General features: G+C 68.1%; 20 protein-coding genes. 14 read left to right on the top strand and 6 right to left on the bottom strand.

Annotation, left to right across the window (positions count from 1 at the left end):
• Positions 1-23 precede the first annotated feature (23 nt).
• Complete coding sequence (locus ACX12D_RS27700) at positions 24-722, top strand: aspartate/glutamate racemase family protein (protein ID WP_459374240.1); 699 nt, start codon at positions 24-26, stop codon at positions 720-722.
• Positions 723-810: 88 nt separating this feature from the next.
• Positions 811-1,188 (top strand): DUF427 domain-containing protein, encoded by a 378-nt coding sequence (locus tag ACX12D_RS27695; RefSeq protein ID WP_459374238.1) that lies wholly within the window; start codon positions 811-813, stop codon positions 1,186-1,188.
• A 24-nt stretch (positions 1,189-1,212) separates the two neighbouring features.
• On the opposite strand, the gene ACX12D_RS27690 is transcribed toward ACX12D_RS27695, so the two are convergent.
• Positions 1,213-2,016: a GntR family transcriptional regulator gene (locus ACX12D_RS27690; protein ID WP_459374237.1), complete on the bottom strand. Its 804-nt coding sequence runs from the start codon at positions 2,014-2,016 to the stop codon at positions 1,213-1,215.
• A 198-nt stretch (positions 2,017-2,214) separates the two neighbouring features.
• On the opposite strand from ACX12D_RS27690, the gene ACX12D_RS27685 reads away from it, so the two are divergent.
• The 7 genes from ACX12D_RS27685 to ACX12D_RS27655 all read left to right on the top strand — a co-directional run bounded on the left by ACX12D_RS27685 (position 2,215) and on the right by ACX12D_RS27655 (position 9,416).
• Complete coding sequence (locus tag ACX12D_RS27685) at positions 2,215-3,111, top strand: isocitrate lyase/PEP mutase family protein (RefSeq protein ID WP_459374235.1); 897 nt, start codon at positions 2,215-2,217, stop codon at positions 3,109-3,111.
• A 2-nt stretch (positions 3,112-3,113) separates the two neighbouring features.
• Positions 3,114-4,514, top strand: coding sequence for a 3-isopropylmalate dehydratase large subunit (leuC, locus tag ACX12D_RS27680; protein ID WP_459374233.1), 1,401 nt, complete (start codon positions 3,114-3,116; stop codon positions 4,512-4,514).
• 2 nt (positions 4,515-4,516) lie between these two features.
• A complete protein-coding gene (leuD, locus tag ACX12D_RS27675) occupies positions 4,517-5,143 on the top strand; it encodes a 3-isopropylmalate dehydratase small subunit (protein WP_459376541.1) in 627 nt (208 codons plus the stop codon).
• Positions 5,140-5,766 (top strand): YbhB/YbcL family Raf kinase inhibitor-like protein, encoded by a 627-nt coding sequence (locus tag ACX12D_RS27670; protein WP_459374231.1) that lies wholly within the window; start codon positions 5,140-5,142, stop codon positions 5,764-5,766. The genes leuD and ACX12D_RS27670 overlap by 4 nt, the downstream gene beginning before the upstream one ends.
• 58 nt (positions 5,767-5,824) lie before the next feature.
• Positions 5,825-6,835, top strand: coding sequence for a Bug family tripartite tricarboxylate transporter substrate binding protein (locus tag ACX12D_RS27665; protein WP_459374229.1), 1,011 nt, complete (start codon positions 5,825-5,827; stop codon positions 6,833-6,835).
• A gap of 82 nt (positions 6,836-6,917) precedes the next feature.
• Positions 6,918-8,384 carry an MmgE/PrpD family protein gene (locus ACX12D_RS27660; protein WP_459374228.1) on the top strand — a complete coding sequence of 489 codons (1,467 nt, stop codon included), beginning with the start codon at positions 6,918-6,920 and terminating at the stop codon, positions 8,382-8,384.
• Positions 8,385-8,420: 36 nt separating this feature from the next.
• Positions 8,421-9,416: a Bug family tripartite tricarboxylate transporter substrate binding protein gene (locus ACX12D_RS27655; RefSeq protein ID WP_459374226.1), complete on the top strand. Its 996-nt coding sequence runs from the start codon at positions 8,421-8,423 to the stop codon at positions 9,414-9,416.
• 19 nt (positions 9,417-9,435) lie between these two features.
• On the opposite strand, the gene ACX12D_RS27650 is transcribed toward ACX12D_RS27655, so the two are convergent.
• Complete coding sequence (locus ACX12D_RS27650; RefSeq protein ID WP_459374225.1) at positions 9,436-10,992, bottom strand: MFS transporter; 1,557 nt, start codon at positions 10,990-10,992, stop codon at positions 9,436-9,438.
• Positions 10,993-11,218: 226 nt separating this feature from the next.
• On the opposite strand from ACX12D_RS27650, the gene ACX12D_RS27645 reads away from it, so the two are divergent.
• Positions 11,219-12,127, top strand: a complete 909-nt coding sequence (locus ACX12D_RS27645; protein ID WP_459374224.1) for a LysR family transcriptional regulator — start codon at positions 11,219-11,221, stop codon at positions 12,125-12,127.
• Positions 12,128-12,239: 112 nt separating this feature from the next.
• Here the strand turns inward: ACX12D_RS27645 and ACX12D_RS27640 are convergent, their stop codons facing one another.
• From ACX12D_RS27640 to ACX12D_RS27630, 3 genes are all read right to left on the bottom strand, one after another.
• Complete coding sequence (locus tag ACX12D_RS27640; protein ID WP_459374223.1) at positions 12,240-13,040, bottom strand: SDR family oxidoreductase; 801 nt, start codon at positions 13,038-13,040, stop codon at positions 12,240-12,242.
• Between the two features lie 199 nt (positions 13,041-13,239).
• Entirely contained in the window at positions 13,240-14,430 is a 1,191-nt protein-coding gene (locus tag ACX12D_RS27635) for a patatin-like phospholipase family protein (RefSeq protein ID WP_459374221.1), read from the bottom strand.
• A gap of 272 nt (positions 14,431-14,702) precedes the next feature.
• Complete coding sequence (locus tag ACX12D_RS27630) at positions 14,703-15,338, bottom strand: LysE family translocator (protein WP_459374219.1); 636 nt, start codon at positions 15,336-15,338, stop codon at positions 14,703-14,705.
• Between the two features lie 160 nt (positions 15,339-15,498).
• Here ACX12D_RS27630 and ACX12D_RS27625 point away from each other — a divergent pair, with 160 nt between their 5' ends.
• A complete protein-coding gene (locus ACX12D_RS27625) occupies positions 15,499-15,927 on the top strand; it encodes an Lrp/AsnC family transcriptional regulator (protein ID WP_050983053.1) in 429 nt (142 codons plus the stop codon).
• A gap of 53 nt (positions 15,928-15,980) precedes the next feature.
• On the opposite strand, the gene ACX12D_RS27620 is transcribed toward ACX12D_RS27625, so the two are convergent.
• The gene (locus tag ACX12D_RS27620) at positions 15,981-16,346 is read right to left on the bottom strand and encodes a hypothetical protein (protein ID WP_459374217.1); all 366 of its coding nucleotides are present in this window, start codon (positions 16,344-16,346) and stop codon (positions 15,981-15,983) included.
• 169 nt (positions 16,347-16,515) lie between these two features.
• Between ACX12D_RS27620 and ACX12D_RS27615 the strand changes: the two genes are divergently transcribed.
• From ACX12D_RS27615 to ACX12D_RS27605, 3 genes are all read left to right on the top strand, one after another.
• Entirely contained in the window at positions 16,516-17,472 is a 957-nt protein-coding gene (locus tag ACX12D_RS27615; RefSeq protein WP_459374215.1) for an ATP adenylyltransferase family protein, read from the top strand.
• Between the two features lie 167 nt (positions 17,473-17,639).
• The gene (locus tag ACX12D_RS27610) at positions 17,640-18,227 is read left to right on the top strand and encodes a YfiR family protein (RefSeq protein WP_459374214.1); all 588 of its coding nucleotides are present in this window, start codon (positions 17,640-17,642) and stop codon (positions 18,225-18,227) included.
• A complete protein-coding gene (locus ACX12D_RS27605; protein WP_459374212.1) occupies positions 18,224-19,522 on the top strand; it encodes a diguanylate cyclase domain-containing protein in 1,299 nt (432 codons plus the stop codon). Before ACX12D_RS27610 ends, ACX12D_RS27605 begins: the two co-directional genes overlap by 4 nt.
• The last annotated feature ends 12 nt before the right edge of the window (positions 19,523-19,534 follow it).

The following is a 19,534-nucleotide window of genomic DNA, read 5'->3' as shown; positions in this document are numbered from 1 at the left end:
CACATCGCATGGAGCCATCCGTCATGACCCTGCATATCGGTATCGTTGCCTGCTCCGCCGAAGGCGCCGCGCTTTGCTACCGCACCATCTGCATGGAGGGGGCGCGGCTGCTCGGGCCGCATGCGCATCCCGAGATATCCATGCACACCCCGTCGCTTGCCGAGTACGTCAAGCACCTGGATCGCGGCGACTGGCAGGCCGTCGGTGAGTTGATGCTCACCTCTGCCGGGAAGCTCGCTGGCATGGGCGCGGATTTCCTGATCTGCCCCGACAACACCATTCACCAGGCGCTGCCGTACGTGGCGGCGCGTTCGCCGCGGCCCTGGCTGCATATTGCCGAGGTGGTCGCCGAGAGCGCGGCGGCGCGCGGTTTCACCCGCCTGGGCCTGACGGGAACGCGCTGGCTTGTCGACAGCGAGGTCTACCCCGAGAAGCTCGCCGCGCGCGGGCTCGGCTTTATGCGGCCTGACCCCGCCGAGCGCGATGAAATCAACCGCATCATCATGGACGAACTGGTGGGCGGGATTGCCACCCCGGAAGCACTCACTTACTTCCAGCGGGTTATCGGGCGGATGAAGTCGCAGGGTTGCGATGCTGTTGTGCTCGGCTGCACGGAAATCCCGCTGATCGTGAACGACGCGAACTCTGCGCTGCCGACGCTGGATTCCACGCGGCTGCTGGCGCAGGCGGCGTTGCTCAGGGCGGTGCAAGGCGCACATTGAGGCCGGGCAGGCTGGCGGGTTCGCGCGTAGCATTGGCGACTACGCCAGCTACGCCAGCTACGCCGCTACACCATCAGGAAGCCCAGCCATGACCAGCAAGCCCATCAAGATCCCGGGGCCCGATCATCCGATCGTCATCGAAGCGAACCCCGCGCGCGTCGTCGTGACGCTCGGCGGCGCCGTCATTGCCGATACCCGCAACGCGCTCACGCTGCGCGAGGCATCCTACCCGGCGGTGCAGTACATTCCGCGCAAGGATGTCGATATGTCGCTGCTGGCGCGCACGGACCACGCCACCTACTGCCCGTACAAAGGCGAGTGCGCTTACTACAGCATCCCCGCGGGCGGTGAGCGATCGGTCAATGCGGTGTGGACTTACGAGGCGCCGTATGCCGCCGTCGAGGCCATCAAGGATCACGTGGCTTTCTACCCCAGCCGCGTCGATGCCATCGAGCAGCAGGGCTAGCCAGTGAACGCCAGGGCCGAGCGCTTAGCCGCGCGGCACGTCGTGGACGAACTGCCCGGCGCTTAGCGTGTTGACCTTGTCGCCCGAGATATCCATCAGGATGCGGCTGCGTTCCGGGGACAAATACACCGTGATGTACTGGACCGGCCGCGACTCCGGGTCATGCATCAGGCGCACCAGCTTGAGCAGCGGCGCGCCAACCTCCGTGCGCAGCCAGCCCGCATAGGCGGGGTCGGCCGCCTGGGCCGTGATTTCCTGCACCACGCGGCCAAACTTCACCCCCTGCGCCATCAGGATCTCGTAGAGCGCGTGCTTGCGCAGCGCCGCTGCCGACACGCGCTTGCCCAGCGCGGCGGGAACCCATGCATCCGTCAGCATCACCGGCGTGCCCTTGATGCTGCGCAAGCGCAGCGCGTGCACGGCTTGTTCGCCCGGGGCGAGCTGCAGCAGTTGGGCAATGTCCGCCGGCGGCACGGCCGTGGTCACCTCAAGGACCTCGACGTCCGTCTCCAGCGCGGTTTTGCGCAGGCCGTCGATCACGCTAAGGCTCGGGCTGCTGCGCCCCGCCGGCATGTCCGCCCGCACAAAGGTGCCAAGGCCATGGCGCCGCTCCACCAGCCCAAGCGCCGCCAGCTCGGATAGCGCCCGCCGCACCGTGATGCGCGAGACGCCAAAGCGCTCGCACAGTGCTTCTTCTTTCGGCAAAGCCCCCGTTTCCGCATAGACGCCACGCGTGATTTCGTCGCGCAGCACGAGAAAGAGCTGCCGGTGCAGTGAGGTGCCGGGCATATGGCCCAGTGGCGTAGGGGAGTCGGTCGTGCGCGGCATGAGGTGACGGTTTAGTGACGTGGGCAGCATAGCACAACGGTCCAGCGGCGAATTTCCCGATCCTTGACGGGATCGATAAGTTGTATCTAGAATATAAACACATAAACACAGGGTAATGGTCGACAACCCGTTCCCCTGCGCGCTGATGCTCATTCCGTACGCATTCCGTCACCCACCGCAAGCAGACAGGACCCATCCATGACCTTCGCAACTATCCTTCGCCAGTGCCTGCAGGCGCCCGGCATGATCATCGCGCCCGGCGCTTACGACGCCATCGGCGCCCGCCTGATCGAGCAGGCCGGCTTCTCCGCCTGCTACATGACTGGCGCCGGCACGTCGGCGGCGCGCGGCTTCCCCGATTTCGGCCTGCTGACGATGAGTGAGATGGTTGAAAACGCCGCGGTGATGGCGCGCTCTGTGTCGATCCCGCTGATTGCCGACGCCGACACCGGTTACGGTAATCAGCTCAACGTCACCCGCACCGTGCGCGAGTACGAGGCCCGTGGCGTGGCGGCGATCCATATCGAGGACCAGGTTGCGCCCAAGCGTTGTGGCCACCTGGATGGCAAGGAGGTGGTCTCGCGCGCGGAGTTCGTCTCCAAGATCCGCGCAGCGGTGGAGGCGCGCCGCACGCCGGATTTCGTCGTCATCGCGCGCACCGATGCGCGCGCCATGCTCGGGCTGGAAGAGGCCATCTGGCGCGCCAACGCCGCGCTGGAAGCTGGCGCGGACCTGGCCTTTGTGGAAGCCACGCAGACCATCGAGGAAGTCGCGGCAGTGCCGCGGCTGGTGCGCGGCCCTTGCCTGCTGAACGTGGTGCCCGGCGGGCGCACGCCAATCTTCGACCTGCGCGAGGCCGAGGTCATGGGCTATAAAGTGGCCATCCTGCCAGGCCTGATGCTCAAGGCCGCGATCCAGGCGGGCGACGAAGCGCTGGCCGAGCTCAAGGCCACCTTTACCGCGCCGGGCGTGTCGGCCAGCGTGGGGCAGACCTTCCGCCGCTTCGGCGCCGATGAATGGGACAGCCTGCGTCAGCGCTTCAATGCCGGCGAGCGCGCCACCAGCCCCGACGCGCTGGCAAGCGCAAAGGCTTGACGATGGCGCGCACTCTCTTTGACAAGCTCTGGGACGCGCATGTGGTGCGCGAGCTCGGCGATGGCTGGGCGCTGCTGCACATCGACCGTCACTTGCTGCACGATCTTTCCGGCCCGCCGGCGCTGGCGGAGGTGGCGGCGCGCGGCTTGCCGCTACATGATCCGGCGCTGGTGTTTTCCACGCCGGACCACGCCGTCTCCAGCCAGCCCGGGCGCGATGGCAATACCCATGTGCCGGGCGGGCGCCTGTGGTCAGCGCTGCGCGATCGCTCGGCCGCGGCGGGTGTGACGATGTTCGACCTTGGCCAGCCGGGGCAGGGCATCGTCCACGTGATGGGCCCGGAGCTCGGCATCGTGCTGCCCGGCCTGACGGTCATCTGCGGCGACAGCCATACCTGCACCAATGGCGGCCTGGGCGCGATGGCCTTCGGCGTGGGCTCGTCCGAGAGCACGCACGCGCTTGCCACGCAGACGCTGCGCCAGCAAAAGCCGCGGCGCATGCGCATCCGATGCGACGGCGTGCTGGCCGAGGGCATCACCGCCAAGGATCTTGCGCTACATATCATCGGCCGCCTCGGCGCGGCGGCTGGCGGCGGCTATGCCATCGAGTTCGCCGGCACGGCCATCGAAGCGCTGGAAATCGAAGGGCGCCTGACGCTGTGCAACCTGAGCGTGGAGCTGGGCGCGCGCTTTGGCATGGTGGCGCCCGATGCGCGCACCATCGAATGGCTGCGCGGCCGCCCGTATGCGCCCACCGGCGCGCAGTTCGACGGCGCGGCCGAGTACTGGCGCACGCTCGCCACCGATGCCGGTGCCGTGTTCGATCGCGAAGAGGCGATCGACGCCGCCGCCGTGGCGCCCACTATCACGTGGGGCACCAGCCCCGAGCACGCGATGGCGATCGACGGGCATATCCCCGATCCGGCCGCCGCCAGCGACCAGGCGGCCAGCGCGGCCATTGGCGCCGCACTGGATTACATGGGCCTGGCACCCAATGCCCCCATCGCCGGTACGCCGGTGGACTGGGTCTTTATCGGCTCCTGCGCGAACTCGCGCCTGTCCGACCTGCGCGCCGCAGCCGCCGTGGCGCGCGGGCGGCGCGTGGCCCCGGGCGTGACCGCCTGGGTGGTGCCGGGCTCGGAGAACGTCAAGCGCGCGGCCGAGGCCGAAGGGCTGCGCGCCGTGTTCGAGGAGGCGGGCTTTGCCTGGCGCGAACCCGGCTGCAGTATGTGCGTGGCCGCCAACGGCGAGCAGGTGCCGCCCGGGCAGCGCTCGGTCTCTACCTCCAACCGCAATTTTGTCGGGCGTCAGGGGCCAGGCGCCCGCACCCATCTTGCCAGCCCCGCGATGGCCGCCGCCGCCGCGGTCACAGGCTGCATTGCCGACGTACGGAAACTCACATGACCATGCAACCCTTTACGGTCGTAACGGGCGCTGCCGTGCCGCTGCTGCGCGCCAACGTCGACACCGACGTGATCATCCGCATCGAGCGGCTCACCGCGTTGCCGCGCGAGCAACTCGGCCCCTACGCGCTGGAAGCGCTGCGCTACCGCGCCGATGGCAGCGAGGACCCGGGCTGCGAGTTCAACCAGCCGGCGTTTCGCGGCGCGCCGGTACTGCTGGCCGGCGCCAATTTTGGCTGCGGATCCTCGCGCGAGGGCGCGGTGTGGGCGCTGATGGGCCTGGGCGTGCGCTGCGTGATCGCGCCAAGCTATGGCGATATCTTCTACAACAACTGCTTCCAGAATGGCGTGCTGCCGATCCAGCTCCCCGCCGAAACGGTGCAAGCGCTGGCCGCGCAATGCGCAAGCGGCGCGCCGGTGCGCGTGGACCTGGCGAGCGCCACGCTGACCGCGCCCAATGGCGCGACCATCGCGTTTCCCGTCGACGCGCTGCGTCGTGAAGCCTTGCTGCACGGGCTGGACGATATCGGCCTTACGCTCAAGGACGATGCGCTGATCCGTGCCTGGCAGCAAGCCGATCGCACCCGCCGGCCCTGGGCCTGGACGGTGCGCCGGCAGGACGCGGCATGAACACCCGGTTGCAGCATCCGCTGTTGCTGCGCGCAGCCGGCCTGCTGCTACGCGGACGCCACGCGGGCGATGGCAGCCTGGCGAGCAGCGACGCCGTGCTGGCCGCATTGCCCCAGACGCTGGCGCTGCATAGCGCGTCGTTTGCCGATCGCGGCGCGATGCCCGTGCGCCACGCGGGCGCGGGCGTGGGCGCCAACTGCTCGCCCGCGCTGGCCTGGACGGGATTGCCGGCAACGGCCACGCACTGGCTGTTGCTGGTCGAGGATCCGGATGTGCCGCTGGCTTACGCCATCGTGCACGCGCTTGCCTGGGGCCCGGCCTCGGTCGGCGCGCTGGCCGAAGGCGCGCTGTCGCGCGCGCCGTTGCCGGCCGGCGTGACACTCGCCGTCAACGGGCTGGGCGATGCAGCTTACGACGGTCCCCGGCCCCTGCCGGGGCACGGGCCACATCGCTACGTGTTCCAGCTGTTCGCGCTGGCCGCCGAGCCGCCAGCCGGGCTTGCGCGCGAAGCGCTGTTGGCGTGGCTGCGCGCGCATGCCATTGCGCGGGGCCGGCTCGATGGTGTGTTCCAGCGCGACTGGCGTGGCCGGCCGCTGACTCCAGCGAACGCCGCGCCGGCTTGAGTGCTCGCACGGCCAGCCGGAAACACCACGGGTTACCACTAAAAAATACGGAGACAACATGCCATCCCTGATCCAACGACAAACCAGGCGCCGAGCCGTCGGCCCGCTCGCCATCGGCGCGACACTGCTGTCGGCCGGCACGCTAGCCTCCGCCGCCAGCCCTGCCGCCAGCCCCGGCGCATGGCGCCCGGACCGTCCGGTCACGCTGGTGGTTCCCTATAGCGCCGGCGGTGGTACGGACGCCACCGCACGCGCGGTGTCCAAGCCGCTCGGCATGCTCTGGGGCCAGCCGGTGGTGGTGGAGAACCTGCCGGGCGCCGACGGCCTGATCGGCACGCGGCGCGTGATGGAGGCGAAGCCCGATGGCTATACCCTGCTGCTGCAGGTGCCGGCTATCGTGGTCACCAGATACACGCCCGGGCTCAAGGGCATCGACCCGCTGGCGCGGCTTGACCCCATCACGGCGATTTCGCAGTCGCCCGCCGCGGTGGTGGCCAGCGCCAAGCTGCCTGTGAAGACGTTCGCGGAATTCGTGCAGTACTGCAAGACCGTAGCCAAGACCTGTGCGCTTGGCAGCGGCGAAAGTCTCGCGCGCATCTCCGGCAAGCAACTGGCGGCGGAGGCGGGCTTGCCTAACCTCATTGTCGTCAACTACCGTGGCACTGGCGCCATCGTCACGGACCTGATCGCCAACAACGTCAACCTGGCGTTCACCGGCATCACTGCCGCGCTGCCGCACTACAAGGCGGGCACGCTGAAGATCCTTGCCACGCAGGGGCGCAAGCGCGCCGCCGCGCTGCCTGATGTGCCTACCACGGCCGAGGCCGGTTACCCGCAGTTCCAGTCGGTCACCTGGTATGGCCTGTTCGCGCCCAAGGGCACCCCGGCGGCGATCACGCAGGGCATTGTCGCCGCGCTGCGCGAGGCCGTGAAGGATCCGGAAGTGCAACGGACCGTCGCCGCCGCGGGCGCCGAGTTGGTGGTGAATTCGCCTGCCGAGTTTGCCGCTCAGGTACGTCAGGAAAGCGAGCGCCTGGGGGCGCTGGTCAAGCAGTATCCATTCGAGTAAGGGGGGCTGACTGCCAGCCGGCCGCGCCATTCTCCACGTAGCCTCACGTAGCTTCACGTAACGCCACAGAGACAGACACACCATGCAGAACCAGGATCAGGATCAAAATCGGGACCAGAATCAGAGCTCCACACCCTTGCCGCCAACCGATCCCGACGGGCCCACCGGCAGGCTCGCCCAATGGCTTGCCGGCTTCCGGCTGGAGCAAGCCAGTGCCGCCGCGCGCGAGCGCGCCAAGGTGCTCACGCTCGACGGCATCGGCTGTGCCATCGTCGGCGCGCAATTGCCGTGGTCGCGCACCGCCGCCAACATCGTCCGCCAGATGGAGGGGCAGGGGGACCGGACCATCGTCGGCTGGGGCGCGCGCACCAGCGCGCCGGGCGCCGCGCTGCTCAATGGCACCTTTATCCAGGGGTTTGAGCTTGACGACTACCATCCGCTCGGGCCGCTGCACAGCGCATCGCTCGTGCTGCCCGCGCTGTGGGCAGCATCCGAAGGCGAGCGCCGCGTCAGCGGGCGGCGCTTCCTGGAAGCGGCCATGGCCGGCTATGAGGTGGGCCCGCGCGTGGGCATGGCCCTGCACGGCGCGCAGATGTTGTCGCGCGGCTGGCATTCCGGATCGGTGTTCGGCACGCACGCGGCTGCCGCCGCGGTGGGCAAGCTGCTGGGGCTCGATGCCGCGCGTTTTGAGGATGCGCTGGGGTTGGCCGCCACGCAGTCGGGCGGGCTGATGGCGGCGCAGTACGAGGCCATGTGCAAGCGCATGCACCACGGCTTCGCTGCGCGCAATGGGCTCTACGCGGCGGTGCTGGCGGCGGGCGGCTACACCGGCATCAAGCGCGTGTTCGAGCGCGAGTACGGCGGCTTTCTCTCGACGTTCGGCGAAGGGCATGCGCCGGACGCCGCGCAGATCACCGACGGCCTGGGCGAGCGGTGGGAAGTCGAGCGCATCGTCATCAAGCCCTACGCGGCCATGGGCGGCATCCACGCGCCGCTCGATGCGCTGTTCGACGTGGGCGCGCAGCGCGCGCTCAAGGCAGGGGAGATCGCCGCTATCGAGGTGGATGTGTCGCATGCCGTCTATCACCATGGCTGGTGGGTGCCGCAGCGGCCGCTGACGCCAATCGGCGCGCAGATGAACATCGGCTACGCGCTTGCGGTGGCGGTGCTGGACGGCGCGGCGCTGGTGCCGCAGTTCGCGCCGGCGCGCATCGATGCCGACGACGTCTGGGCGCTGCTGCCGCGCATTGCCGTGCGCCACGATCCCGCCTTCGATGCAGGCGGGCAACGGGCGCGCGGGCGCGTGCGTCTGGCCGTGACCTTCACCGACGGGCAGCGCATCGAGGTCAATCGTACGGCGTCGCGCGCCATCGAAGCGCCGCAGTCGAGCGACCAAGTGGCCACGAAGTACAGGGCCCTGACGGACGGGTTGCTTGCGCCGCAGCGGCAGCAAGCCATCGAGCGCATGGTGCGGGATCTCGAGCAGCTCGACGATGTGCGCGACTTGCTCGCCCTGCTCGCGCCACCGGTGGGCTGCGCGTTCGACTGAGTGCCTGCCGACAACAAAGAACACCAGGAGTGAGACATGACCCAACGCATCCCCCGACGTGCCGTGCTGGCCCGGATGGCAGCTTGCGCGATGCTGGCCCTATCCAGCCTGCCGGCCGTTGCCCAGGCGCACTGGCCGGACAAGCCGATCCGCCTGGTGCTGCCGTTCTCGGCCGGCGGCCCGGGCGACATCACCACGCGGCTCATCGCGCAGGCGCTTGGCCGGCAGCTGGGCCAGACCGTGATCGTGGACAACAAGCCGGGCGCTGGCGGCATCATCGGCGCCGAGTTTGTCGCCAAGAGCGCGCCCGATGGCTATACGCTGCTGATCGCCGGCAATGGCGCGGTCGCCAACGCGCTGCTGCGCGCGAAGATGCCCTACGCCGACAGCGACCTTGTTCCTGTAGTTAGCACCAATGCGGCGCCGTCGGTGATGGTGGTTGGCGCCGGTACCTCGCGCAAGGATATCAATGACCTGAAGGCGCTGCAGGCCTACGGCAAGGCCAAGGGCGGCATCACGTTCGGCACCGCCGGCGCCGGGAGCACCGGGCATTTCGTGGCGGAAATGGTGGAGGCCGCGCTCGGCGTGCCGGTGACGCTGGTGCACTACAAGAGCGGCGCGGAAACGCTTAACGCGGTCATTGGCGGCCAGATCGACCTGGCGTCCGAAGCGCCGGTTGGCGTGCTCGGCTTCCTGCGCGGCGGCAAGCTGCGCGCGCTGGCTGTGACCGACGACAAGCGCTCGCAGGCGTTGCCGGACGTGCTCACCACGGCGGAGCAAGGCTTTGCAGGCATCCGCATGGCGCACTGGGGCGGCATCTATGCGCCCAAGGGCACGCCAGCGCCGATCCTGGACCGCATCGCGCAGGCCACGCAGGCCGCGTTCCAGAGCGATGCCGGCCTGCGCGCGCAGTTCGAGACCTACGGCTACCGCCCCGCGCCGGGCACGCGGGTGGAGTTCACGCGTTTTGTGCAGGACGAGAAGCAGCGCCTTGGCAAGATCGTGCACGACGCACACATGACGATCGATTGAGTGGTTGGCACGGCGCGCTTTAGTGGCGCGCCGGCGCTTCCACACGCACCGGCTGGCGCGCTGGCGATTCGTCTTTCATCAGCAGGCGCACCAGCACGGCGCTGAGCAGCGCAACCCCGGCGGCCACGCAAAGAATCCAGGCGAAGCCATCCGCGAAGGCGGTGCGCGCAAGCGGTTCCAGCACGCCGCGCAGCGGTGCTTGCACATCGGCCATCGCGCCGTGCAGGTCGCCGGCAACCACGCGCGGGATGATGTGCGCGGCCATGCCGGGCATCATCTCCGAGCTTTCCTCATGCGCGCGCAGCGCCGTGTCGAATATGGCCTGGGTACGATAGGCGAGCAGGCCGCCGAGCAAGCCGAAGGACAGCACGATCGCGCTGAACCGCGTGGTGGTGCTGATGCCAGACGCCATGCCGGAGCGCTCGCGCGGAATGCAGGCCATGATGTTCTTCTGCGTATCGCCATTGAGCAGGCCCGCGCCGCTGCCGGTGACGGCAATGGCCAGCGCGAAAGGCAGGTAGGACATGGTGACGGCTGCCCACGCGCTCAGCAGGTTGCCGAGGCCGACCAGCACGAGCCCGAACACCAGCATCGACGGCGCATCCAGCCGCCCCGACAGCCGCACGCCGATGCGCGGAAAGATCAGCATGGTCAGCGCAAACGGCAGCATGGCGGCGCCTGACGCGATCGCCGAGAACCCCAGGCCCGTCTGCAGATATAGCGGGATCAAGGTCATCATCACCTGCGCGCAGGCGGCATAGGCTGCCATGCCGAGCAATGCGCCGATCAGGCGCGGATTGCGGAACAGCGTGAGATCCACCATGGGCCGGCGCTGGATGCGCTCCACGCCGATGAACAGCGCGAAGAGCAAGGCGCCGCCGGCCAGCCGCATCACGGTGTGCGTGTCGCCCCAGCCAATGCGGTTGGCCTCGATCAGGGCCCAGATCATCAGGAACAGGCTGCCGCAAAAGCATAGCCCGCCCCACAGGTCGATGCGCGCCGCGCCCGTGTCGCGCGACTCCACAATATGCCGCAGCACCATGGCACCCAGCAGGATGCCGACCGGCAGGTTCAGCAGGAATACCCAGCGCCATCCCAACGTCTGGCTGATGACGCCGCCAAGGCCCGGTGCGACCAGCATGGCCACACCCATGCACGCGCCCCAGAAGGCCCATGCCCGGGCACGCTCGCGTTCATCGTGAAAGGCGTGCGCGATGGTCGCCAGCGCGGAGGTCAGCAGCATGGCAGCGCCCACGCCCTTGACGGCGCGCGCCAGGTTCAGCGCCAGGCTGCTCCCGGCCAGGCCGCAGCCCAGCGAGGCCAGCATGAAGACCGCCAGGCCGGTCAGCAACATGCGCTTGCGGCCGAACTTGTCGGCCAGGCTGCCGGCGGGCAGCAGGCCGCCGGCAAAGGTCAGCATGTAGGCGCTGACCACCCACTCGATATCGGAGAACGTGGCATGCAGGTCGCTCGCGATGCGGGGCAGCGTGACAGCCACGATGTTGGTGTCCAGGACGATCAGCGCGCAGGCGCCTGAGGCGGTCAGCAGCGCGGCGCGCGAGTTCATGCCGTTCATGCCGTCTCCCCGTCAAACAGCCCTGCCGGCGATATTGCCTGAAATGAAATAAATCCGGATGTGCCGTGCCCGGCTAGCTGTGGGTGCCGATTCGTCTTGTGCTGCATGTCGTCGCTTCCTGTCACATTCCTTGATTGGATGCGGGCTAGGATACGGCGGGCAGGGCCGCGCGTTGTTGCGCTGGCCGTGCTATTTTATTGCCTTGCAGCTAATAATCAGAAGGCCGATGGAACTGCGCCACTTTCGTTACTTCATCGCGGTAGCCCAGGACTTGCACTTCACCCGCGCCGCCGCGCGGCTTGGCATTTCCACGCCGACGCTTACCCGCCAGATCCAGGAAATGGAAGCCAGCCTTGGCATTCGCCTGTTCGAGCGCAACCAGCGCTCGGTGGCGTTGACGCCTGCCGGCGAGGTGCTGCTGGCGGAAGCGCAAGCCGTGGTGGCGCAGTTCGAGGCTGCCCAACTGCGCGCGCAGCGCGAGGCGCGTGGCGAGACGGGCAAGATCCATGTGGGTTATGTCGCCTCGGCGGCCTACTCGGGCGTGCTCCAGCGGCAAGTCGCGGCATTCCGCAAGGCTTGCCCCGATGTGCAGCTGCTGGTGCGCGAGGCGCCCATGGGCACGCTGCCCGAGCAGGTCAGGGATGGTCAGGTCGACATCGCCTATATCCGCTCCCCGATGAACCTGCCCGAGGGCGTGGACGCGCTGCCGCTGGCGCCGGAAGGCTTTATCCTCGCGCTGCACAGCGACTCATGGTTGTGCGGCCTGGCCGAGATCCAGCCCGCGCATCTCAAGGCGGAGACATTCATTCTTCCCGAACAGGTTTCGGGCACGCTGTCCACCGCCGAGCAGGGTGGCTTCGTGCCCAGGCTGGGCCCGCAGCCGGGCGGGCTGGTGGCGGTGCTGACACTGGTGTCGCTGGGCGAAGGCGTGGCGATTGTCCCGAACGCCGTGGCCGGCCACATCAGCCTGCCCAGCCTTGTCTACCGGGATATCGCGGGCCTGGAGGTGACGTCGTATCTGTCGCTGATGTCGCGCCAGTACGAGAAGGCCGCGGCCATTCGACGCTATATCGAACTGGTGTCGCGGCCCGCAGTCGCCTCAGGCCGAAAAAGCCGGGTACAAACAGGACAATGACCACCGCGCCTGCCAACCAGGCGATGCTGGTCATGCCCCGCGCCTTGCGCAGACTGTGGCCTGACAATCGCGCACGTGGCGGGGCGCATCTGCACGGTGGCGTTCGGCGGCGTCAGACCACCATCGGCGTGGTGGCGCCATCGACCGACAGGATGGCGCCCGAGATATAGCTGGCGCGGGGCGAGGCGAGGAACAGCACGGCGTCCGCCACCTCTTCCGGCGTGGCCAGGCGGCCCAGGCCAGTGCGCGCGTTGGCGCGTGCCAATGCCTGCTCCACGGTGGTGCCGCTGATGCGCGCATCCACTTCCATGCCTTGCTGCAGGCGTTCGGTATGCGTGGCCGACGGGTTGACGGCGTTCACGCGCACCCCCTGCTTGCCGTAGGCATTGGCCAGGCCGGCGCTGGCCAGCATCAGCGCCGCGTTGGCCGCGCCGCCCGCCAGGTGGGCGGGGTTGGCCAGCTTGCCGCCCATGCCCACGATATTGACGATGGCGCCGCGCCCCTGCTGCGCCATGCGCTTGACCACGGGGTCGATCACGTTGATGTAGCTGAAGTACTTGGCGGCCATGGCGTCCTGCCACAGCTGCGGGGTCAGCTCGTCCGGCGGGCGGCGCTTGGCCGCGCCGGCGGAGGTCACCAGGATGTCGATGGCGCCAAGCGCTTCCACTGCCTCCTGCACCGCGCGCGCGGCCTCGGCGATATCGGTCAGGTCGGCGGATACCGTGACCACGTCCCTGGCGTATTCGCCTTCGCCTTCGGCCAGGCTGGCGCGGGCCTTGGCCAGGTTCTCGGCGCTGCGCGAAACGATGGCTACGCGCGCACCCTCGCGCAGGAAGCCGGCCGCGCAGGCCAGGCCAATGCCGCGGCTGCCGCCGGTGATGAGCACGCGTTGATTGCGAAGTTCGAGATCCATGGTGATGTGTCCTGGCTGGTCAGGGAGCGCGCGGGCGTCGATCGATCGATCAATCAATCGATGGCGGACCCGTGTGCGTGGCGGGGCGGCCGTCAGGCCGGTGAGACAAACAACAGGGGTGCCATCTTAGCGCGCCCGCGCCAGCCTTGCTGGCGAGCGCTCAATCCCGGGACGTGGTGCCAGCGCGGCGCCAACGCACCTACGCCGGTGTCAGCGCTGCATGCACCGCGATGCCCTCGATCGGGTCGAGCACGCCGCGCCAGGGCGCGGCCGCGATGGCTTGCTTGCCGTGGACATAGCCGGCGTTCCAGCGCGCGTCGATGCCGGCGGCGCTGAAGTCGATGTCCTTGGTCAGGTCTTCGCCGTCGAACGATGGCGCATTGAGCTCGACCACGTGCATGGTGGTATGGCAGCCCCAGCCCAGCAACGCCTCGACCGCGGGCGTGCTGCGTTCCGCCTGGGGAATGTGCTTGGCCAGTTCGCGGATCACATGCCGCAGCCGGTGCAATTGCCTCTGGTGCTCCAGCTGGGTCTCGGCGCGGCTTGAGTACTGGATATCCCGCTGCCGTCCCATGGCTTGCCAGATGGTGTCGGGCTCCGGGCCTTGCAGGGGCCACAGCTGCACGGCGAAGATCACCGAGCTGAGGCGAGGGTGGTCGTCGAGCACGGCTTCGATCGGCGTGTTGGAGCAGATGCCGCCGTCCCAAAACGCCTCGCCGTCGATCCGGATCGCCGGGAAGCCCGGCGGCAGCGCCGCGGATGCCAGCAGATGCTCCACGCTCAGCGTGGTGTCCCGGTTGGTGTAGTAGCACATCCTGCCGCTGCGGACATTGACCATGCCGACGGTGAGCCGCGTGTGTTTTTCGCCGAGGTATGCGAAATCCACCAGCGAGAGCAGGGTGTCGCGCAGCGGCGAGACCGAATAGAAGCCGGCCCGCTCCACCCCGAGCGGCACGCGCGTGCCGAACCAGGCAGCCGGGTTTGGCGTGAAGAAGCCAGGGATGCCCTGGGTGAGGGTTGCAAGGTTCGACATTGTGCTGTCGCCGCCCGAGAGCAGGCGGGCTAGTTCGAGCGGCCCGTGGCGGCCCACCTGCTCCCAGAACTGCCGCAGGCGCGGCAAGCGATCCGCAGGCCGGTTGCCCGCCACGATCGAGGCGTTGATGGCGCCGATGGAGGTGCCGATGGCCCAGTCGGGCTCGACCCCAGCCTCGTGCAGCGCTTGGTAGACCCCGGCCTGGAAGGCGCCCAGCGCGCCCCCGCCCTGCAGGACGAATACCACTTGCTGATCGATGGGCCGACTGGCCGCGCCAGGCGCGTCGGTCGGGGTTGCGGCGGGTTGCGCGGTTGGTGCGGTTGGTGCGGATTGTGCGGGTTGTGTCTTGGTATCCATGGTGTTCCGGCTCCCGGGCGATCAGGGGGCGGCTGCGTTTGCCGGTGTTCGCGGCATGAGTGGCAGCCGGACCTGGACGGGATCGTCGTCGAGCGCAACGATGACAGGCTTGTCCATCGGCCCCTTGCCACCTGGCGTGCATCGGCGGCCCTGCAGGCAGACTCAAGGTGCCTGGCCGCTTAGTAAGGCTAGCACCTTGCGCCGTTCTTGCCAGAGTCGTGTTGCCGGTGGGCAAAAGGCGTCACACGCGCGCAGGTGCCGTTGTCCTGTGCTTAGCCTTGCTCGAAGGAGATCCGCGCGGCAAAGGCCAGCAGCGCGGCCGAGAAGGACCAGCGCTGGACCGTCTGCGCGCGCGGGCTCCGGCGTAGCCAGCCGGTCAGGCGCAGCGCGCCGAACACGCACGCCAGGTCGAAGGCCACGCCGGTCAGCACCAGCACCACGCCGAGCTCAAGCACTTGCGACCACACCGGCGCGCCATGCGGATCCACGAACTGCGGCAACAGCACGGAACAAAATAGCAGCGCCTTGGGATTCAGGATGCTGCTGAGCGCGCCCTTGGCGACGGAGGCGCGCAGCCGCACCGGTGTTGCTGCCGCGCCGGTGCCGGCGTGCATCCCGAAGGCCGGGCTGCGGAAGATCTGGATGGCCACATAGGCCAGGTAAAGGCCGCCCGCGACGCGGATGCCCTGGTAGAGCCAGGGCGCCGCGCGCAGCAGCGCGGCCACGCCGCATGCCGAGAGCGTGACATGCGCCGCGCGTGCCATGGCAAGGCCGGCGACAGTGGCCAGGCCATGGCGGACGCCCCGGCCGGTGCTGGTTTGCAGCACCAGTGCCATGTCCGGCCCGGGTAAGGCGTAGACCACGGCCAGGGCGCCGATAAAGGTAACGAGCAAATGTAGGGAGACCATGATGCATGCCGTGACGAGGGCAACATCATGACCCAGGGGCCGGAGGGGATTCTGGCGATTTTATGGGGGAAACCCATATAATTTGGCGGAATCCGCTAATTTTTACTGACTGATTGGAGTCTTGCTCTTGGATCTCGACAAAACCGATCGCGCCATCCTGATGGCGCTGCAGGCGGACGGGCGCGCCACCAACGCCAGCGTGGCGGAATCCGTGGGGCTGAGCGAGACACCGTGCGCGCGCCGGCTCAAGCGGCTGGAGGCCGACGGCTACATCGAGGCCTATCGCGCGGTACTGTCCCGCCAGGCCCTGGGGCTTGGCCTGATGGCGTTTACGCAGGTCCGCTTTGGCGTGCACAGCCGTGAGCTCTCCGACCGCTTCGAGCGCGAGATCCAGGCCATCCCACGCATCGTCTCGTGCCATAACGTGTCGGGCAGCGCCGATTACCTGCTCTTGGTGGTCGCGCGCGACCTGGAGGATTACGGCATCTTCATGCGCGATGTGCTGCGCACATTGCCCGGCGTGACGGCGGTGGAATCCATGCTCTCGCTGGGCGAGGTCAAGCGCAATGCCGGCTTGCCGTTGCTATGACGCGATGACTTGATGACGCGATGACGTGGCAAGGCTGGGCGCCGCAGCCGGGTTCAGTCGTCGCGGTTCGCGGCCAGGGACAGCTCACGCGCTACTAAGAAGCATAAAAGCGCGATGCCCGTGCACAGGATCGCCACGGTGAAGCCCAGTTGCTTGCCGTGCCACAGATCGGAAAACCACTGCGAGAACTCGGCTGCCAGGACCGCTGCCTTGCCGCCGATGCGTTCGAGCTGGAAATCGTATTGGCGCTTCCACCCGGGGCCGTAGGCCAGGTCGCCGGCCTCGTCGCTCGCCGCGGACAGATAGATCAGGACGCCCGCGATCCAGCCTGCAGCGAGGATCACGGCGCCCAGCAGGTAAATGCGAGCGGGGAGGGACCAGCGCTTGCCCGGTGCGTGCCGTTGTTCCGCGTTGCTCATTGGTGTCCTCTGTGGTGTTCACTGTGGTGTCCAACGTTTCCCAGGTGGCTCCCACGCATTGTAATAAAGGGCGTGTCACTGCCAGCCTGCCCTGCCGCCGAGGGATAAGATCGATCAGCCCCCCGGCTATTGTCACTCACCCCTTGTCACTCACCCCTTGGGCCAGACCATGCCACATCGATCTCTCCAGCCCGGCACGCTGTGGCCGGCCATCCTGCGCCAGACGGAGCACGCCCTGCAGTGTGGCGCGCTGCGTCCGATCGAGACCTTCCAGGCGGGCATCGACGATGGCGGCGTGCGCTTCCTGGTGCGTCAGGTTTCCAGCCTTGCGCGCAAGGACCGCGACAGGGACCAGAACCAGGCGCGGCAGAAGGACAACGCCGTTTCCGGCAACCAGGCGGGCACCGACCCGTTCCTTCCCTACGACCCGGACCTGTTTGTCGCCGACATCTCCGAGACCCATCTCGCGCTGCTGAACAAGTTCAATGTCCTGGACCATCACCTGCTGATCGTTACCCGCCGCTTCGAGCCGCAGGACGCGCTGCTGAACCTGGCGGATTTCGAGGCGCTGCTTGCCTGCATGGCCGAGTTCGATGGCCTTGGCTTCTATAACGGGGGCGCGGCGGCCGGCGCAAGCCAGCGCCACAAGCACCTGCAACTGGTGCCGCTGCCGCTTGCCAGCGAAGGCCCGGCGCTGCCTATCGCGCCGCTGCTTGCGGCCGCGCGCATCGATGGCGCCGTCGGCATCGTGCCGGGGCTGGCGTTCTCGCATGCGTTCGCGCCGCTGGCCCTGCCGGCGGCCCGCGGCCCGGATCTGGCGCGCACCGCACTTGCGCGCTATCGCGCGCTGCTGGAGGCGGCTGGCGTGCGGGTGATCGACGTGGATGGAGAATCGCAGCCGCTGGCGCCATACAACCTGCTTGTCACGCCGCTTGGGATGCTGCTCGTGCCAAGGTCGGCGGAGTCCGTCGAGGGCATTTCGGTCAATACGCTCGGGTTTGCCGGATCGTTCTTTGTGCGGGACGAGGCACAGATGCGCACCATCGAGCGGCTCGGCCCCATGGCGATGCTGCGGCAAGTCGCGGGCGTGGCTTCGGCGTCACCGGCCGCACCGCGCCAGAAATAAGGGGTAAATATAAAAGCGGGCGCGCCGTTAAAGGGTTTGGGCTAGCAAGGCTTTCCGGTGGCGTTCGCGCCGGGCCGGAATCCGTGATCGTGCTAGCCAGGTCAGGTCGCATTGCGCGCTGCGCGATGCGACGTTCCCCCAATGCATGACTTGGTAGGCCTCACCACTTGCCTCTTCAAACGGCTACCGCCCCAGCCACGCCAAGCCGCGGCCGCAAGCATTCGCGCCTGCCGCGCTTGCTGCCGGCCCTGCTTGCCGCCATCCTCTGCGCGCAGTCACAGCACACCGCTGCGGACACGGCCCCCCCGCGCGCCGAGGCGGTGGCGCGGGTGGTGTTCAGCCTGCTTGGCTATGCGCGCTGGCCAACCGAGCGGGAAGTCCTGCGCCTGTGCGTGGACAGCTCGGCCCGCTACGGCGCCAAGCTTGCGGAGGGCGGCGTCCTGGCAACTGGCCGCTCCGTGCAATCCAGGCGCATCGACCTGCAGGATGGCGTGTCCACCGCGGGCTGCGATTCCGTCTACCTCGGGCCCATGACGGATGCCCGGCGCAAGAAACTGTCGACGGAGCTGATCGGGCGCCCGGTCCTTGTCATCACGGAAGAAGACTACGAGTGCGAGATCGGCAGCATGTTCTGCCTCAACGTGGTCGATGGCCATGTCTCGTTCCGCGTCAACCTGGATGCCGTTGCCCGCAGCGGCATCCATATCCATCCGGCCGTATTGCAGCTTGGCCGCCGCCGGGGGCCATCGCCATGAAGCTGCCTTTGCGGCCCGACGCGACGAGATCGCGTCCGACGCTGTACAACACGCTGCGCCGCATTCATCTCAGCGTGGCGTTGATCGCCGTGTGCACGGCGGGCATCTCGCTGACCGCGCTCGGGCTGGCCGCGCTGCGCGTCTATGCCGACCACAACCTGCACCTGGTTGCCCGCTCCGTGGCGTACACGCTGGAAGCGCCGGTGGTGTTCCGCGACCAGGCGGCCGCCAACGAGGCGCTGGTGGCAATCGCCGCGACGGAGGTGGCCCAGGCCCGCGTCTATGACAAGGACAACCGGCTGCTGGCCGAGTGGCAGCGCCCGGACGACGAGCGGTTTCCCGGCCTGCAGCGCCTGGCCAGCCGCGTGATGGCGCTCGGCCCGGTGGAGCAGGAGATCCTGCATGAAACGCAGGCAGTGGGCACCGTCCGCCTGACCGCCGACACCGGCAACCTCTTGCGCTTTGTGCTCAGCGGGCTGCTGGGGCTGCTGGCTTGCCTGCTGCTCACGGCGGTCAGCGCGCACTACATGTCGAGCCGCATGCTGGTCCATATCATCGAGCCGGTGCGCAACCTCATGCGCGTGGCCCATGCCGTGCGCTCGGAGCGCGCTTTCGACCAGCGCACGCCGCCAGCGCATATTGCCGAGCTCAATGCGCTCGGGGAGGATTTCAACGGCCTGCTCGACGAACTGGAGACCTGGCAGAACCAGCTCCAGCACGAGAACAGGTCGCTGGCGCACCGCGCCAGCCACGACAGCCTGACCGGCCTGCTCAATCGGGCGGCGTTCGAGGATGCGCTGCATCGGGCCGTGCGCTTCGCCGGCACCTCCAAGGGATATGCGGGCGTGCTCTACCTGGACAGCGACGCGTTCAAGGAGATCAACGACAACTTTGGCCATGCCGCCGGGGACGAGGTGTTGTCCGACATTGCCCGGCGCATCCGTTCCTGCGTGCGCGAGGGTGACCTGGTCGCCAGGCTCGGCGGCGATGAGTTTGCGGTACTGCTCACCGCGCTGCGCAAGCCTGCCGACATCATCCAGGTCGCGGAGCATATCCTGCTTCGCATGAAGGACCCGGTGCAACTGTCGAGCGGCACCCGCATCGGCGCCTCGCTGAGCATCGGGTTGTCCGTGTTTCCGCGTCATGCCCAGACTGCCGCCACCCTGATGCAGACGGCGGACGAGGCCATGTACCGGGCCAAGCGCAGGTCGGGAGGCGGCTGGGAGAGCGCGGAGCCGCGGCTGGCGAGATCCGGGCCTGCCACGGCGTCCGAGTGCGAAGACAACGAGAAATAAAGCATAAAGCAG

This window comes from Cupriavidus sp. PET2-C1, assembly GCF_054515855.1.
This window is presented reverse-complemented; position numbering and strand designations above follow the sequence as displayed.

What these genes read in the sequence shown, in the direction of transcription:
- ACX12D_RS27670 (WP_459374231.1), top strand. Translation starts at nt 5,140, where the DNA reads ATGAACACCCGGTTGCAGCATCCGCTGTTGCTGCGCGCAGCCGGCCTG.
- ACX12D_RS27655 (WP_459374226.1), top strand. Translation starts at nt 8,421, where the DNA reads ATGACCCAACGCATCCCCCGACGTGCCGTGCTGGCCCGGATGGCAGCT.
- ACX12D_RS27630 (WP_459374219.1), bottom strand. Translation starts at nt 15,338, where the DNA reads ATGGTCTCCCTACATTTGCTCGTTACCTTTATCGGCGCCCTGGCCGTG.
- ACX12D_RS27645 (WP_459374224.1), top strand. Translation starts at nt 11,219, where the DNA reads ATGGAACTGCGCCACTTTCGTTACTTCATCGCGGTAGCCCAGGACTTG.
- ACX12D_RS27625 (WP_050983053.1), top strand. Translation starts at nt 15,499, where the DNA reads ATGGCGCTGCAGGCGGACGGGCGCGCCACCAACGCCAGCGTGGCGGAA.
- ACX12D_RS27690 (WP_459374237.1), bottom strand. Translation starts at nt 2,016, where the DNA reads ATGCCGCGCACGACCGACTCCCCTACGCCACTGGGCCATATGCCCGGC.
- ACX12D_RS27615 (WP_459374215.1), top strand. Translation starts at nt 16,516, where the DNA reads ATGCCACATCGATCTCTCCAGCCCGGCACGCTGTGGCCGGCCATCCTG.
- ACX12D_RS27605 (WP_459374212.1), top strand. Translation starts at nt 18,224, where the DNA reads ATGAAGCTGCCTTTGCGGCCCGACGCGACGAGATCGCGTCCGACGCTG.
- ACX12D_RS27660 (WP_459374228.1), top strand. Translation starts at nt 6,918, where the DNA reads ATGCAGAACCAGGATCAGGATCAAAATCGGGACCAGAATCAGAGCTCC.
- ACX12D_RS27685 (WP_459374235.1), top strand. Translation starts at nt 2,215, where the DNA reads ATGACCTTCGCAACTATCCTTCGCCAGTGCCTGCAGGCGCCCGGCATG.
- ACX12D_RS27635 (WP_459374221.1), bottom strand. Translation starts at nt 14,430, where the DNA reads ATGGATACCAAGACACAACCCGCACAATCCGCACCAACCGCACCAACC.
- ACX12D_RS27640 (WP_459374223.1), bottom strand. Translation starts at nt 13,040, where the DNA reads ATGGATCTCGAACTTCGCAATCAACGCGTGCTCATCACCGGCGGCAGC.
- leuD (WP_459376541.1), top strand. Translation starts at nt 4,517, where the DNA reads ATGCAACCCTTTACGGTCGTAACGGGCGCTGCCGTGCCGCTGCTGCGC.
- ACX12D_RS27620 (WP_459374217.1), bottom strand. Translation starts at nt 16,346, where the DNA reads ATGAGCAACGCGGAACAACGGCACGCACCGGGCAAGCGCTGGTCCCTC.
- leuC (WP_459374233.1), top strand. Translation starts at nt 3,114, where the DNA reads ATGGCGCGCACTCTCTTTGACAAGCTCTGGGACGCGCATGTGGTGCGC.
- ACX12D_RS27650 (WP_459374225.1), bottom strand. Translation starts at nt 10,992, where the DNA reads ATGAACGGCATGAACTCGCGCGCCGCGCTGCTGACCGCCTCAGGCGCC.
- ACX12D_RS27700 (WP_459374240.1), top strand. Translation starts at nt 24, where the DNA reads ATGACCCTGCATATCGGTATCGTTGCCTGCTCCGCCGAAGGCGCCGCG.
- ACX12D_RS27695 (WP_459374238.1), top strand. Translation starts at nt 811, where the DNA reads ATGACCAGCAAGCCCATCAAGATCCCGGGGCCCGATCATCCGATCGTC.
- ACX12D_RS27665 (WP_459374229.1), top strand. Translation starts at nt 5,825, where the DNA reads ATGCCATCCCTGATCCAACGACAAACCAGGCGCCGAGCCGTCGGCCCG.